At 50.8% G+C, this 14718-nt stretch carries 13 protein-coding genes; 4 read left to right on the top strand and 9 right to left on the bottom strand.

The features are described 5' to 3' along the window. Positions 1 to 384: 384 nt before the first annotated feature. Positions 385 to 1146 carry an SIMPL domain-containing protein gene (locus CRG97_RS00980; protein WP_098741342.1) on the bottom strand — a complete coding sequence of 254 codons (762 nt, stop codon included), beginning with the start codon at positions 1144 to 1146 and terminating at the stop codon, positions 385 to 387. A gap of 323 nt (positions 1147 to 1469) precedes the next feature. Here CRG97_RS00980 and CRG97_RS00975 point away from each other — a divergent pair, with 323 nt between their 5' ends. Together CRG97_RS00975 and CRG97_RS00970 are read left to right on the top strand one after the other, a co-directional pair. After that, positions 1470 to 2858 carry an amino acid ABC transporter substrate-binding protein/permease gene (locus CRG97_RS00975; protein ID WP_237566241.1) on the top strand — a complete coding sequence of 463 codons (1389 nt, stop codon included), beginning with the start codon at positions 1470 to 1472 and terminating at the stop codon, positions 2856 to 2858. After that, positions 2851 to 3579 carry an amino acid ABC transporter ATP-binding protein gene (locus tag CRG97_RS00970; protein ID WP_098741340.1) on the top strand — a complete coding sequence of 243 codons (729 nt, stop codon included), beginning with the start codon at positions 2851 to 2853 and terminating at the stop codon, positions 3577 to 3579. The genes CRG97_RS00975 and CRG97_RS00970 overlap by 8 nt, the downstream gene beginning before the upstream one ends. A 1008-nt stretch (positions 3580 to 4587) precedes the next feature. Here CRG97_RS00970 and CRG97_RS00965 read toward each other — a convergent pair. The 8 genes from CRG97_RS00965 to CRG97_RS00930 all read right to left on the bottom strand — a co-directional run bounded on the left by CRG97_RS00965 (position 4588) and on the right by CRG97_RS00930 (position 12728). Further along, positions 4588 to 5664 (bottom strand): HAMP domain-containing sensor histidine kinase, encoded by a 1077-nt coding sequence (locus CRG97_RS00965; protein WP_098741339.1) that lies wholly within the window; start codon positions 5662 to 5664, stop codon positions 4588 to 4590. Next, positions 5664 to 6344, bottom strand: a complete 681-nt coding sequence (locus CRG97_RS00960; protein WP_098741338.1) for a response regulator transcription factor — start codon at positions 6342 to 6344, stop codon at positions 5664 to 5666. The genes CRG97_RS00965 and CRG97_RS00960 overlap by 1 nt, the downstream gene beginning before the upstream one ends. A gap of 46 nt (positions 6345 to 6390) precedes the next feature. Further along, positions 6391 to 8190 (bottom strand): ABC transporter ATP-binding protein, encoded by a 1800-nt coding sequence (locus tag CRG97_RS00955; protein ID WP_098741337.1) that lies wholly within the window; start codon positions 8188 to 8190, stop codon positions 6391 to 6393. Between the two features lie 320 nt (positions 8191 to 8510). Next, positions 8511 to 8780 carry an HPr family phosphocarrier protein gene (locus tag CRG97_RS00950; RefSeq protein WP_006207570.1) on the bottom strand — a complete coding sequence of 90 codons (270 nt, stop codon included), beginning with the start codon at positions 8778 to 8780 and terminating at the stop codon, positions 8511 to 8513. Between the two features lie 102 nt (positions 8781 to 8882). Further along, positions 8883 to 9812: a DNA-binding protein WhiA gene (gene whiA, locus CRG97_RS00945; protein ID WP_076326180.1), complete on the bottom strand. Its 930-nt coding sequence runs from the start codon at positions 9810 to 9812 to the stop codon at positions 8883 to 8885. A 5-nt stretch (positions 9813 to 9817) separates the two neighbouring features. Beyond that, positions 9818 to 10759: a gluconeogenesis factor YvcK family protein gene (locus tag CRG97_RS00940; RefSeq protein WP_174819264.1), complete on the bottom strand. Its 942-nt coding sequence runs from the start codon at positions 10757 to 10759 to the stop codon at positions 9818 to 9820. Positions 10760 to 10816: 57 nt separating this feature from the next. Next, positions 10817 to 11725 carry an RNase adapter RapZ gene (rapZ, locus tag CRG97_RS00935; RefSeq protein ID WP_071219481.1) on the bottom strand — a complete coding sequence of 303 codons (909 nt, stop codon included), beginning with the start codon at positions 11723 to 11725 and terminating at the stop codon, positions 10817 to 10819. A 52-nt stretch (positions 11726 to 11777) separates the two neighbouring features. After that, positions 11778 to 12728 carry an ROK family glucokinase gene (locus CRG97_RS00930; protein WP_098741335.1) on the bottom strand — a complete coding sequence of 317 codons (951 nt, stop codon included), beginning with the start codon at positions 12726 to 12728 and terminating at the stop codon, positions 11778 to 11780. 312 nt (positions 12729 to 13040) lie between these two features. Between CRG97_RS00930 and CRG97_RS00925 the strand changes: the two genes are divergently transcribed. Together CRG97_RS00925 and CRG97_RS00920 are read left to right on the top strand one after the other, a co-directional pair. Beyond that, positions 13041 to 13964 carry an ABC transporter ATP-binding protein gene (locus CRG97_RS00925; protein WP_098741334.1) on the top strand — a complete coding sequence of 308 codons (924 nt, stop codon included), beginning with the start codon at positions 13041 to 13043 and terminating at the stop codon, positions 13962 to 13964. A gap of 2 nt (positions 13965 to 13966) precedes the next feature. Next, on the top strand, positions 13967 to 14713 hold the full coding sequence (locus CRG97_RS00920) for an ABC transporter permease (protein ID WP_098741333.1): 747 nt from the start codon (positions 13967 to 13969) through the stop codon (positions 14711 to 14713). Positions 14714 to 14718: the final 5 nt, after the last annotated feature.

Genomic DNA, 14718 nt, shown 5'->3' with positions numbered 1-14718 from the left:
ACCTATTCCATGTGTACATTCCTGCTAACCAGTATGCACAAAAACGTTCCCCACTAAGAAGAAACGGTCATACTGCCTATCGTGCTCAGGTTGGCAGAATCCGTTTCTTAAGGGTGGAAGCGTCTAGAAGTCTCTACTAAGAAAAAAAAAGCCATATCCATGGGTATGGCTGTAACGTTTAAAATAAAGTTCAGTTTTTCGCATATTCACTATACCTCGTTTTCCCCCTATACACAACACTTTTCTGTGTATTTCGACAGGGGAAGGCACGGATACAGGACCGGATATTGGTATTTCATTTTTCGAAAAGGGATGCACAAAAAACCGTCCACCCGGTAAAGTCCCCGATGAACGGTTTTCAGTATTCTTAGTCGAAATCAGCTGCTATTTCAGCTCATATTGCACGTACAGCTGCGTCGAGATTTTGATCTCGCCCGGCTTCACGGAGGTGTTGGCGCCTGCGTCCGCTGCAACGGATTGTGCTTCCATCGCCATTTTTTCGAGACCATAGATGGTATCTACACCAACAGATCCTTCCACAATGTTAAGCACGATGCCCAGCTGACGCTTGGAGGCTTTTGCCATCGCTTGAGCTTTCAGGTCCGCATTCGCCATAGCTTTATCTATCACTTGGGCTTCAAAAGCATCGCGGTTCTCGACCGAGAAACGGGCGTTGCCAATGGAGTTAGCACCGGCATCAGACGCTGCATCGAGCAGATCGCCGACTTTGCTCAAGTCGCGAAGAGTGACTTCCAGAGAATGATAAGCACTGTAATTCTTCACTTTACGTCCATTATCATCAGAGTACGTATAGTTAGGCTGTACATAGAACTGTTCGGTTTTGATATCCTTGTCATCGATCTTCCACGTTTCTTTCAACATCTTCGTAATCTTATCCATCTTCTGCGCATTGCTCTTCTGTGCGGATTTTGCGGTTTCCGCATATGATTCAGCCCCGATGGAAAGATATACGATATCTGGCTTCACCGAGATCTCGCCTTTACCGAGTACGGTAAGAAGGTTTTGCTGTGCTGCCTCCGCCGCATGCACCTCGGTTGCCCCGCTCAATCCTACTACTGCCGTACTGCCAGTCAACAATGCACCTGCAATCATGATGGAACCTACTTGTTTGACCCATCTTTTCATTATTGTCAGCCTCCTTTATATTGGCATCGCTGCCATGCTTGCCTTACCCTTCTAACGCGAGGGCATTGGTAAATGTTGCATCCGGAACGAAGCGTTTTGAGATTTTTCTTTAACTTATTTTGATACGCCCCTGTTAATTGGTATATCTAGGCATGATTGGTGGATCAGCACAATAAGATACCCAATGAAGATGACGGCAACTGTTTAATAAGGAAGCCTTCATGGGTAACTAACTACATCGGTGTTAAAAAGAGGAGGTCACTATGAAATCATTCCGGATGTTATACGCGTTCATGTCACTGCTGCTACTCATGGCAGCGGGCATGCCATACGGGGCGGCAAGCGCCGCGGCAGAGCCAGCCTCCGGTAAAACCTATCAGATCGGAACGGACATTACGTTTGCCCCGTTTGAATTCCAGGATGCTAGCGGCAATTTTGTCGGTATCGACATGGATCTGCTGGATGCAATCGCGAAAGATCAGAACTTCAAATATGAAGTCAAGCCGCTCGGTTTCAATGCGGCGGTTCAGGCGCTGGAAGCCAATCAGGTGGACGGTGTCATTGCCGGCATGAGCATCACGGATGAGCGGAAGCAGAAATTCGACTTTTCCGATCCTTATTTTAACTCAGGTGTGGTCATGGCCATTCGCCAGGATCAGGAGTCCATCAAAGGGTATGAGGATTTAAAAGGGAAAAAAGTCGCCGTCAAAACGGGTACGGAGGGCTACAGCTTCGCGGAATCCATATCCTCCAAGTACGGATTCACCATCGTGCCTTTTGACGATTCGGCCCAGATGTATGACGATGTCAGGACCGGCAATTCCGTTGCCTGTTTTGATGACTTCCCCGTGCTGGCTTACGGAGTCGAACAGAACAATGGACTGAAGATCGTTACGGATATGGTCCCTGGCGCCTCCTACGGATTTGCCGTCGGCAAAGGACGGAACCAGGAGCTTCTGGAGAAATTCAATGCCGGCTTGGTCAACCTGAAGGCAAGCGGAGAGTATGAACGTATTAAGGCAAAATACATTGGCGAAAATGCCGTAGGCGCGGCGACTCAAAGCCGTTGGGAGCTGATCGTGGAGTCGCTGCCTTCGCTGCTGAAGGGCCTTGGCAATACGCTGCTGCTGACCATCGTATCGCTGTTCTTCGCGTTTTTCTTAGGGTTGATATTCGGCTTTATGAAGGTCGGACGCAATAAATGGCTCCGAGGCATCGCAACCGTATTCGTGGACATTTTCCGCGGCATACCGCTGCTAGTCCTTGCCTTCTTCATCTACTTTGGTATTCCGCAGGCACTCGGCTTCACGATGTCGCCGATCGTGGCAGCGGTCCTTACACTTAGCCTGAATGCCGGTGCTTATGTCACGGAAATTATCCGGGGCGGTATCCAATCCATTGACCCTGGACAGCTGGAGGCTGCCCGCTCGCTCGGTCTGCCATACCGCAAAGCCATGATGAAAATCATCATTCCCCAAGCGATCAAAGTCATGATCCCGACCTTTATTAACCAGCTCGTGATCACGCTCAAGGATACTTCGATCCTGTCGGTAATCGGTCTGGTCGAATTGACCCAATCCGGGAAAATCATTATTGCAAGAACGTTCGCTTCGTTTGATATCTGGCTCGTGGTCGCCATCATGTATCTGGTCGTGATCACGATTCTGACCAAAATTTCGGGCCGTCTGGAAGGGAAGGTGCGTCATGGATAAAATCCGCGTAGAAGGACTGAAGAAGAACTTTGGCACGAACGAGGTGCTGAAGGGCATTAACATGCAGGTCCAGGAAGGCGAGGTTGTCTGTGTCATCGGGCCTTCGGGCTCCGGCAAAAGCACCTTCCTGCGCTGCATCAATCGGCTGGAGGACATTACGGCAGGCAGGGTATTCGTGCATGAAAAGGATATCAATGACCCTAAAACAGACATCAACAAGGCGCGCCAGAACATCGGCATGGTGTTCCAACATTTTAATCTGTTCCCCCACTTCAACGTGCTGAAGAACATTACGTTCGCCCCGGTCGAGCTGGGCAAGCAGAACGCGTCCGAGGCTCGTGCCACGGGGCTAAAGCTGTTGGAGCAAGTAGGCCTCTCCGATAAGGCGGAGGCCTTCCCAAGCCAGCTGTCGGGCGGTCAGAAGCAGCGTGTGGCGATTGCCCGAGCGCTGGCAATGAATCCGGACATCATGCTGTTTGACGAGCCGACATCGGCGCTGGACCCGGAGATGGTCGGCGAAGTGCTCGGCGTCATGAAGGACCTGGCGCGCGAAGGCATGACGATGATGATCGTCACCCACGAGATGGGCTTTGCCCGCGAGGTTGCGGACCGGGTGATCTTCATGGATGGCGGGTATATCGTAGAGGAAGGCCCGCCGGAGGAAGTGTTCGGCAGACCGAAGCATGAGCGTACGATTAGCTTTTTGGAGAAGGTGCTGTAATACGCAGCTAACCGATCTGTAGTAAACCGTTGCCGTGTTGCTACACGCACCTTGCGGGCTGCTTCCTGTGTGTACTTTCTCTGTGCGCTCTGCTCTCTGGGCGGGCTGCTCCCTGGGCGCACAACTTCCTGTGCGTACTGCTCTCTGTGCGTACTGGTCCCTGTGCGCACAACTTCCTGTGCGTACTGTTCCCTGTGCGCACTGCTACCTGGGCGCACAGCTTCCTGTGTGTACTCTCTCTGTGCGCACTGCTCTCTGTGCGCACGGTGCGTGTATGGAGGCTGTCGACTAGATTCATGCAGTAACCAGTGACCCTAATATCCGGCTAGCCCGTTAGGGTAAAACTAACCGGTTATCATACGGCTAATATAGCATGTGCATTAAAATCAGGGCCGACTGCGGTGGTCATGCGGTGGCTGCACGCTGCTGTAGTCGAGCTAACGGACCGAGAGTACCTTATTTGAGGAAAAATGGGGGTTTTCCGGAAACTAACGGACCAAGGATCCGTTATTCCTTCCAAAAGGCCGCATTTTCCTAAACAAATCCTAGAATAACGGATCTGGAGTCCGTTATTCTAGGATACGGTGCTTAAATCGGCAAATAAGGTCCTTGGTGTCCGCTAGATTCGTGACCATTTTAGCTAAATCACCTGCTTTTGCCTGGCTCGGTGAGATTGTCCACATCGCATCACGCACAGCTCAAACAGGAGTAGGGGCGATTATAGCCCTTACTCCTGTTTTATGAACATTAACCGGTTCAAGTTGTTCCGGATATGGCGAGTAAGCAGCCATATCCTCACACCTTAGTTCTAATCTGCTTGAGAACATCCCAGGAACAGCACAATCCCTCCATACCATACCTTCCCATCCTCTTGGAGGAGAGTCACGACGACCACCGTCTTATTTATCTCAACCCCCCACGTAATTTAAATCCATCTAATCTTCATATCCAATCTTCATGTCACCTCTTCACGTACAATCTTAATGTCAAACCTTCACTGCACAATCATTACTTCGGATCACGGGAGCGTCCATAAGGCACCATCACCGTAAATTTCGATCCCTTTCCAAGCTCGGATTGGACCGTCATCTTCCCCTGATGAATATCGACGATCCGCTTCACGATGGATAATCCCAGCCCGCTGCCGCCAGCGGCGCGATTGCGCGATTTGTCTGCTTTGTAAAAGCGTTCGAATATATGCAGCTGATCCGACTCCGACATCCCGACTCCCGTATCCGTCATCGTAACCTCGGCCCCGTCTTCTCCTGCTTTCAGCACGATCGTGATCATGCCGTCTTCGGGCGTGAATTTGATGCTGTTGTGCAGCAAATTGTTCCACACTTGACTCAGGAGATCCTCGGTTGCCTCAATCTCTACCTCAGCAAGATCCAGATCCACCTGAATCCGCTTCGCGAGCCATTGCGGTTCATTCGCCAACACGACCGCACGCAGCTGCCCGTCGAGCCGGTAGCGTGCCCATTCGAATGCAGGCTGCTCTCCTTCCAGGGACGACAGCTTCAACAGATTATCACTCAGCTGCGACAAGCGGCGGCTCTCTCCTTCGATGATCTCCAGATAACGGGCTCTCTTCTCCTCCGTGAGGCGGGGACTTCGGAGCGCCCTTGCAAACCCCCGAATCGAAGTAAGTGGCGATTGGATTTCATGGGACACATTAGAGATGAAATCCTGACGCATGGTCTCCATCCGCCCCAATTCGCCGGCCATGTCGTTAATGCTGCTCGCGATCATCTTGAACTCCCCGCGCCATTCATTTTCGTTCATCTTTACATTGAAGTCCCCCTGCGATATCCGTCGCATGGCATCCGTAATGGAATTCAGCATGGCCATTTGCCGGTGCTTGAAGAACATGCCCACGACCAGCATGCACAGGAAGAAAATGATCACGCCGACAAACAAGTCGATCAGTTGGATGGCATAATCCCACGGCGGGGTTCCCGTCCAGGTGTAAACAAACCGAGTCACATAAGTCGCCGCCGTCCATGACGCTCCCAAGACCGCGAAGACCAAAATCGTCTGAAGCGTTTCTCGAACGATCTTCCACAAGATTTTGGGTGTTTTTTTCATCAGCCCTCACCTGCTTCCAGGCGATATCCCAGCCCGCGCACCGTCCGAATCCTGAACCGGTACTTCTCCTCCGGGAACCGCTCCCGCAGCCGATTCACGTGGACGTCCAGCGTCCGTTCGTTCCCTTCAAAGTCATAGCCCCATATCTCTTCGATCAGCCGGTCGCGCGGCAACGTACTCCCCGGATAACTGGCCAGCTTGAAGAGCAGCTCAAACTCCTTCAGCGGCAGGGCAAAAACCTCATCACCCGCCTTGACCTCATAGGTTCTGCGGTTCATCTGCAGCTTGCCGATGGTCACCGTCTGCGATGCGGCTACCTGATACCGCTTCAGCAGCGCTTTGACGCGCACAACGAGCTCCGCAGGTTCGAAGGGCTTCACCAGATAATCGTCGGTGCCCAGCTCAAAGCCCTTCACGATCTGCCTCGTTTCCCCTTTGGCCGTCAGCATCAGCACCGGAATACCGGTGTTCCTCCGGATCTCCCGGCATAACTCCCATCCGTCCATATTCGGCATCATGATATCCATCACGACCAGATCGACGGATGTCTGATCCATGACGGACAAGGCCTCGATGCCATCCGAAGCTTCGAACACCTCTTCCATTCCCGCTTCCTCCAGGAACACCTTTATGAGTTCGCGGATGTTCGGGTCATCGTCCACTACCAATATTTTTGCCATGGTGGCCATCCCTTCTTCCCCAGCATCTTCAAGGCGCCCTTAGGCCTTAGGCCTCGATCGTTTCATTCATCTGCAGCTGCTGCACGGCAAATTCTCTATACATATCATGCTGCTCAATCAATTCATCATGCGTTCCCCGTCCGGTTACCGTTCCTTTTTCAATGAAAATAATCTGATCAGCTCCCACCACCGTGGATAACCGGTGCGCAATAATAATCGTCGTCCGTCCAGCCATGAGGTTCTTGAGCGCCTTCTGCACTTCAATCTCGGAACGACTATCCAGACTGGAGGTGGCTTCGTCCAGCATCAGAATCTTGGGATCCCGCAGCAAGGCTCTGGCGATGGCAATCCGCTGCCGCTGTCCGCCCGAGAGCTTCACGCCCCGTTCGCCCACATCCGTATCAAAACCATGAGGCAGCTCGTCGATAAATCCATCCGCATAGGCCATTTCTGCCGCTCTTCGGATCTCCCCATCGCTCACCTCCCGGTCCATCCCATAACATAAGTTGTCACGAATGGTTCCCGCGATCATTGGACTATCCTGTGAGACATAGCCGATCAATCCGCGCCATGAGCGTAAAGAGAACGTATCGATCGCCGTCTTGCCCAAGCGGATCTGCCCTTTTTGCGGAAGATAGAAACGCTCCAGCATGGAGAACAGCGTCGTTTTGCCTCCACCACTCGGTCCAACCACGGCCGTGACCGTGCCCGGCTCCATCTGAAAGCTGATATCATGCAGCACCAGCTCATCAGGCTTGTAACCAAACGAAAGATTCTCGATGGACATGCGCTGATTCGCGTTCACCACATCGCTACCTGCCGAAATGGACTCTTCCTCTGCATCCAGTGTTTCCAATATCCGCTCCGTTGCTCCTTTAGCCTTCTGAAACTGGGTAAAAAACGTCGTTAACTGCGTCATCGGCATCACGATCTGAATCAGATACAGGATAAACGCAACCAGCTCCCCAGCGGTCAGCGCCCCTGTGGATACCTGAAGTCCGCCATACCCGATGACCACCACCAGCAGCATCATCAGCACGAAGGACATCAGCGGCGCGATCCAGGCGGATACCACACCTTCCTTGATCCCGAAATTCAGCAGATTGGTAATCCCTTTATGCCCATTCTCATACTCTCTGTCCTCAGCATTAGAAGCTTTAACCAAGCGAATTTCCGACAGCACCTGACTGATATTCGCCGTAAACGTAGCTGTCTCATCTTGCATGCCAAGCGATATTTTATACATTTTCTTACCAAGCGGCACAAGAATCAGCGCTGCAATCGGGATGACGATAAACATCGTCAGTGTCATCTTCCAGTTTAAATAGAGGAGCACCCCAATGGAACCGATAATAGAAATGATCCCGCTGAAGAATCCGGCCACATGGTCCGATATGAGACTTTTGATCACTCCTGTATCATTCGTCATCCGGCTAACCGATTCCCCTGAACGGTTATGATCGAAATAGCGGATCGGCAGCACAAGCAGCTTTTTCCACAGCCGTTCCCTAAGGGCAGCCACCATCTTCTGTCCCGTATAACTCAGCAGGAAAATCGAAACCCCAGAGGCAATCGTCTGCACCACAAACGCAATGCCAAGCCCGATGATATGGGAACGATTCATATCCGTTAAGGAGAAGCCATCCACCAGGCTCTTTGTAAACATCGGAATGACTAGTCCGACCAGGGTTGATACCACACTCAGCAGGATCGCTCCAATCAGCAGCAGCATCGGAGGTTTCGTTTCTTTCAACAGCCGGAAGAAGGCCTGCGAACCTGCTTTGTTGCTGCCTGCTGACTTTTCCTGCGTTATTTCTTGTATAGAAGTATGATCCGTTTCTCTCATCGGTTTCTCTTCCCTTCCATCCCTATTTATCATCTGTAAGGAAAGAATATATCAACAAGTTAAACTGAAGTTAAACGAAGGCTTAATTTTATGAAAACAATGTAAAATAACCCCACAAAGTGGAGCTTATGCTACGATGTTTATTCCAAATCCTTTGCGGGGGCCCCAAAATTGAAAAAGGGCGGATATCTCCACCCCATCTCTTAAAGTCTATTCTTATGTACGTAGAATCAAGCGAGAATCCCAGCAATACCAGAACTTGATAGCAAAAAAAGCCTTGCAGTAACAAGACTTTTCTTAAACTTCAATCACGGTTGCCCTTATTGGTTCTCGAGTTCCTCTTTGCTCACCAAGTTCACGAGTGAAGTAACCGCTTGCTCCGCGTCGGCTCCCTCAGCACTAATGTAAACTTCCGTACCAGAGCTGATCGCAAGGCTCATAATTCCCATGATACTTTTGGCATTTACTTTTTTATCATCTTTTTCAACGAAGATTTCAGATGAGTATTTATTCGCTTCCTGAACGAACAGCGCGGCCGGTCTGGCGTGAAGACCCGTCTTTAACCGAACGACTACCGGGTGCTTTGTCATGAAAATTACCCCCTATCTAATAAATCTGCTGCATTGAAAGCGCGATTGACATTTTATAATATTATACCATTTTACCATACAGGACACTAGAAGAAAAAATTCTTACCCATTCCGAATCTTTTCGGCCAATTCATCGATTTTGCGCAGACGGTGATTGACGCCGGATTTGCTGACGGTTCCTTTAAGAAGCTCGCCAACTTCCTTCAGATTCATGTCCGGATGAGCCAGTCGAATTTCCGCCACTTCCCGCAGTTTATCGGGCAAATTCTCAAGACCCATTTCCTTTTGAAGCAGCTTGATATTCTCAATCTGACGGACGGCAGCGCCGATCGTTTTGTTCAGGTTGGCGGTCTCGCAGTTCACGATCCGGTTTACCGAGTTACGCATGTCCCGCATAATACGAACATCCTCGAACTTGAACAATGCCTGGTGGGCACCGATCAGATTAAGGAATTCGATAATTTTCTCGCCTTCCTTAATGTAGAAGATAAAGCCTTTCTTCCGCTCGATACAACGTGCGTTCAGATGAAATTCATTGGCCAGATCCACCAGGGACTGGCAGTGCTCTTCATACATTGAGGCAATTTCCAGATGGTACGAGGATCCCTCCGGATTGTTCACGGATCCGCCAGCCATAAAGGCACCGCGCAAATAGGCGCGTTTACAGCAATTTTTGCGAACGATTTGTTTATCAATCCGCGATTGAAACAGAAAGCCTTCGGAAACGATGCACAGTTCTTTAAGTATCTCCTGAACCTGGGCGGGAATACGAACGATATATACGTTATTCTTCTTCAAACGCATTTTTTTACGCACCAAAAGTTCAGTATGCGCCTGGAAATGCCTCTTAATTAAGGAATAAATACGTCTTGCAATCGCGGCATTTTCCGTTGAAATATCCAGGATTACCTTTTTGTTCGAAAGTTGAACAGAACCGTTCATCCGAATGAGCGCGGACAGCTCGGCTTTTTCACAGCAGTTCTGGCTTTCGATCATTGTCAGTTCTTTCTTCGTCTGTGCCGCAAAGGACAAGGTACTCACCCCTTTCGTGTAATCCAATCCTGTACCAGCTGAAAAATATGGTTGCTCAGCTTGTCAGCGTCATGCCTTAAGTATGTTCTAAATAGCACAAGCTTATCTGCAATGAGTTTATACCCTCTGCTCGTCACCTCATCACGATCCAGGAACACGGGCTTAGCACCCTTCTGGGCATACTTATCTTGAACCTGAGGCGGGATTTCTCCATCATTTACAATAACATAATCGAACAGATGAAGACCAATATGGTCGTAAACGGCCTGCAAATGATCGCTCACTGTATAATTATCGGTTTCTCCAGGCTGCGTCATCACATTACACACGAACATTTTGATCGCCTCAGAGGATACGATAGCCTCAGCAAGCTTGGGAACAAGCAAATTGGGCAAAATACTGGTATACAGGCTTCCCGGACCGATCAGAATCGCATCGGCCTGCTGAATCGCCTCCAGCGCCTCCGGCAGCGGCTCGACATGCTCCGGCTCCAGGAAGATCCGCTTAATGCGCTGCCCAGCCTCCGGGATTTTGGATTCACCGGTCACAATGGAACCGTCCTCCATCTCCGCATGCAAAATAACAGCTTCACCCGCTGCGGGCAGCACCTGTCCACGAACAACAAAAACCCGGCTCATCTCCTTGACTGCCGTGACAAAATCACCGTGCAAATCCGTCATGGCAGCCAAGATTAAATTGCCGAGGCTGTGCCCGGCCAGTCCCGAGCCATTCTTAAAACGGTATTTCAATATATCGGATAACAGCGGCTCCACATCGGCGAGCGCTGTAAGTACATTTCGAATATCTCCCGGAGGCGGCATCTGCAATTCGCTACGCAGTATGCCGGAGCTTCCCCCATCATCAGCGACGGTAACGATGGCCGTAATATCGAGCGGCTTTTCCTTGAGTCCCCGCAGCATGACGGACAGCCCGGTTCCTCCACCCATCACCACGATACGGGGACGCTTTCTAGCTTGCACAGCCACATTTATCACTTCCCTTAATTAATGCCGATCCCGATCAGAATCACGGTGACTCACCGATACCGTCTCCGTTTCGCTAACGCCCAGCATTTTGCCAAGGTATTCCGCTATCGCAACGGAGCGATGCTTCCCGCCGGTACAACCAATGCCGATAATAACCTGGCTTTTGCCTTCCTTCCGATACTGCGGGATCAAGAAATGCAGCATATCGAGCAGTTTGGTTAAGAAAGCCTGGGTCTCCGGCCATTTCATCACATATTCATATACATCACTGTTCTGGCCGGTATTGGGGCGCAGCTGCTCAACATAGTGCGGGTTGGGCAGAAAGCGCACATCAAACACCAGATCAGCGTCGATCGGAATACCGTATTTAAACCCAAAGGATGTAATATTTACCGATAACGTGCTGCTCTCCAGATGCGTGAAGCGTGAGATAATCTTCTCTTTCAATCGCACAGGCTTCATATTGCTGGTATCGATCACCTGAGTGGCCGAATTCTTCAGCTCATCCAGCATTTTGCGCTCCAACCTTATACCGTCAAGCGGCATGCCTTCCGGAGCGAGCGGATGGCGACGACGGCTTTCCTTATAACGTTGTACAAGCACGGAATCCGTTGCATCCAGGAACAGAATCTCGCAATGGATGGTAAAGTGATCCTTGATGTAACTCAGAGACTCTGATAGAGCCGTGAAAAATTCGCGGCCACGCAGGTCGATGACCAATGCAACCTTGCCGATCTTACCCTTGGATTGATCGATCAGCTCCGCGAATTTGGGAATGAGCACCGGGGGCAGGTTATCGACGCAAAAGAATCCAAGATCCTCCAGACTTTGTACGGCCAAGGTCTTACCTGCTCCCGACATCCCGGTGATGATGATCAGGGTGGCCATGGATGATGTGTTGCTGCCGCGATTGGCTGCTTCCAGCATCAGCTTTCCCTCCCTTATAAGTTTAGATCAGACGATGTATGGTGATTAATGACTACGAACGCAAATGCAGACCAGCAGCGCCTACAACGCCGGCATCATTGCCGAGCTCAGCCGGAACGATGCGTACACCTCGCTGAAGCGGCTCTGGTGTCAGCTTCGCAAATACAGCACGAACTTCATTAAACAGAATGTCGCCGGCTTTGGATACGCCGCCGCCGATAATAAAGGCTTCCGGATTCAACACGGCCGCAACGGCAGCCATGGATTTGCCCAGGTAATAAGCTGCGCGATTCACGATCCGAATGGCAACTTCATCGCCAGCTTTTGCAGCGTCAAACACTTCCTTCGCCGCAATGCTCTCTACATGGGCAAGGGAAGTACGGTCCCCACGCTCTACGGCATCCTTCGCCATACGGATAATGCCGGTTGCCGACGAAACCGTCTCCAGGCAGCCCATTTCACCGCATCCGCATTGAATCGCTTCCAGGTCCGGCACAACCGAGATATGTCCAAGCTCGCCAGCCATGCCGCCGAAACCCTGATAAATTTTGCCGTTAATAATAATGCCTCCGCCGACACCGGTACCCAGTGTGTAGCATACGCAGTTCTCAACGCCGCGGCCCGAGCCGCTCCAAGCTTCACCCAATGCAGCTACATTGGCGTCGTTGTCTATTTTGACGGGCTTGCCGAGACGCTCTTCAAGCAGTGCGCGAATCGGTACATCTTTAAATCCTACATTCGGTGCCAGAATAATGATGCCTTCACGAATATTCGTAAATCCGGCGAATCCAGCTCCCACACCAGCAAGTTGATCCCAGCTGTATGGCGATTCTTCTACAATGTGACGCACATATTTCTCAATGTTGTCAATAACCGTGTCAACGCCTTTGGCTGTTTCCGTCGGCCCCTCATACTTATGCAGAAGATGCCCTTCTTCATTGCAAATCCCAACTTTAATTGCTGTTCCGCCCAGATCGACACCGACGTAGATGTTCTCAGACATGTTTCAAGCCACCTTTTTCCTTCTATATTATAGATTGCTCCTACTGTACCCACTATAATTGAAGGCACTCCTGCGGTCAAGAGAAGACAACGTGATAGGAAACCGTAGGCAGTCCTTTAATCACGCATATGTAAGCGCATACAACCAAACTTGAAACCGCCCTTATTTGTTCATAATCAAACCTCCTCTAATCTTTAGCAGTTCGCACATGACAAATGTCACTCCGAAGTGATGACATCCTTTACTAACGGGCATTCCCTCTCTTTCGTATGATGAATTCAGATCATTTCGATTACGAAAGGAGCGATACCCATGTCTAAACCAATCCATGAACCTATTGCGGAACTACGGCAGGTAACCAAAATGTTCGGAAGCAAAAAAGCCGTCAACCAAGTGTCGTTTACGATAGAAAAAGGATCTATTACGGCCATTCTCGGGCCAAACGGAGCAGGTAAATCAACCGCCATCTCCATGATGCTCGGTCTTAAGGACGCCAGCGAAGGCGAGGTCCTCCTGTTCGGCCGAAGCCCGAAGGACTTGAAAGTCCGCGAGAAGATCGGCGCCATGCTTCAAGAGGTGAGCGTCATGGACGGGCTCCGCACGCGTGAAATCATCAATCTCATTCGCGGCTATTATCCGAATCCGTTGTCGCTTTCAGACATCGCTCTGCTTAGCGGGCTCACAACAGAAGAGCTTAACAAATGGGCTGTCAAAATGTCCGGAGGCCAAAAACGCAAGCTCAGCTTTGCACTGGCGATTGCAGGTAACCCCGAGCTGTTATTCTTCGATGAACCAACGGTCGGCCTGGATACATCGGCACGCCGGTTATTCTGGCAGACAGTACGCAAGCTTGCCGATCAGGGCAAGACGATTCTGTTCACCACCCACTACCTGCAAGAGGCGGACGATATGGCTGACCGCATTCTGCTGTTCCACCAGGGTCAGGTTGCGGCAGACGGCACGCCGGAAGCTATCAAGGCTAAGCTGACCCGAAGGTCGCTCTCCTTTATCGTGGATGCGGACCTCCAGCAGGTCAAGGAGCTGCTTCATGAAGTGCCCGGCGTAACGGATGTATATGAACTACACGGTCGGCTGAACGCCGTTACCGATGATACGGACACAGCGCTAGCGGCTCTGTTCCGGGCCGGGCTGGCTGTACGTGATATCCGCATCGATCAAGGAAGCCTGGATGAAGCATTTGAGCAATTAACGATGAATCAAGGGGAGGCCGTATAATCATGACAACCTGGAAACTGCTTACCATACAGTGCAAGATGGAGCTGCTCCGGATGGTGCGCAATCCGTATTATATTTTCTGGTCGCTCGCTATGCCGATTCTGTTCTATTTCATCTTTACCCGGGTCGTGAATACGGGGGCTGACGATACCGGACAATGGCAGGCGCATTATCTGATGTCGATGGCATCCTTCAGTGTCATGGGCACCGCCATCATGTCGCTCGGCATTCGCCTCGTGCAAGAGAGAGTCCAGGGCTGGGCTGTATATATGCGGGTAACGCCGCTTCCCGGCAGCGTGTATTTCTTTGGCAAAATGTTTGTGCAGACGGTCATGCATCTGCTCTGCATCATCGTGATATTCGTAGCGGGCTACCTGATTAACGGCGTCTCCCTCACCCTCGGACAATGGCTGCTCAGCGGACTGTGGATTCTGATTGCATCCGTCCCGTTCCTGGCTATCGGCACCCTGATTGGATCCATGAAACGGGTCGATACCGCAAGCGGCGTCAGCAACGGCATCTACTTAGGGCTGGCCGTGACGGGCGGGATGTGGTTCCCCATCGAGGCAATGCCTTCAATCATGCAAGCTATCGGCAAGTGGATGCCCTCCTATCATTTTGGCGGAGGTGCCTGGTCAATCGTTCGCGGAGAAGCGCCGGGATTGGATAATTTCATGGTTTTAGCAGCATATTTGGCAGTATTTATGTTACTATCCACCTATATTCGGAAAAAACAACAAGCCGATTAAGGGGA

Origin of the sequence: Paenibacillus sp. EZ-K15, from assembly GCF_002573715.1 — a bacterium.
In the GTDB taxonomy this organism is placed as follows: domain Bacteria; phylum Bacillota; class Bacilli; order Paenibacillales; family Paenibacillaceae; genus Paenibacillus_AQ.
Note: the sequence above shows the minus strand (reverse complement) of the source record. Positions and strands in the feature narration are given on the sequence as shown.

Bases quoted from the DNA above. Each gene is read 5' to 3' on its own strand.
- CRG97_RS00970 (WP_098741340.1), top strand. From the start codon at position 2,851: ATGGATAAAATCCGCGTAGAAGGACTGAAGAAGAACTTTGGCACGAAC.
- CRG97_RS00955 (WP_098741337.1), bottom strand. From the start codon at position 8,190: ATGAGAGAAACGGATCATACTTCTATACAAGAAATAACGCAGGAAAAG.
- CRG97_RS00965 (WP_098741339.1), bottom strand. From the start codon at position 5,664: ATGAAAAAAACACCCAAAATCTTGTGGAAGATCGTTCGAGAAACGCTT.
- CRG97_RS00930 (WP_098741335.1), bottom strand. From the start codon at position 12,728: ATGTCTGAGAACATCTACGTCGGTGTCGATCTGGGCGGAACAGCAATT.
- CRG97_RS00925 (WP_098741334.1), top strand. From the start codon at position 13,041: ATGTCTAAACCAATCCATGAACCTATTGCGGAACTACGGCAGGTAACC.
- CRG97_RS00950 (WP_006207570.1), bottom strand. From the start codon at position 8,780: ATGACAAAGCACCCGGTAGTCGTTCGGTTAAAGACGGGTCTTCACGCC.
- CRG97_RS00940 (WP_174819264.1), bottom strand. From the start codon at position 10,759: ATGGGTGGAGGAACCGGGCTGTCCGTCATGCTGCGGGGACTCAAGGAA.
- CRG97_RS00960 (WP_098741338.1), bottom strand. From the start codon at position 6,344: ATGGCAAAAATATTGGTAGTGGACGATGACCCGAACATCCGCGAACTC.
- rapZ (WP_071219481.1), bottom strand. From the start codon at position 11,725: ATGCTGGAAGCAGCCAATCGCGGCAGCAACACATCATCCATGGCCACC.
- CRG97_RS00980 (WP_098741342.1), bottom strand. From the start codon at position 1,146: ATGAAAAGATGGGTCAAACAAGTAGGTTCCATCATGATTGCAGGTGCA.
- CRG97_RS00975 (WP_237566241.1), top strand. From the start codon at position 1,470: ATGCCATACGGGGCGGCAAGCGCCGCGGCAGAGCCAGCCTCCGGTAAA.
- CRG97_RS00920 (WP_098741333.1), top strand. From the start codon at position 13,967: ATGACAACCTGGAAACTGCTTACCATACAGTGCAAGATGGAGCTGCTC.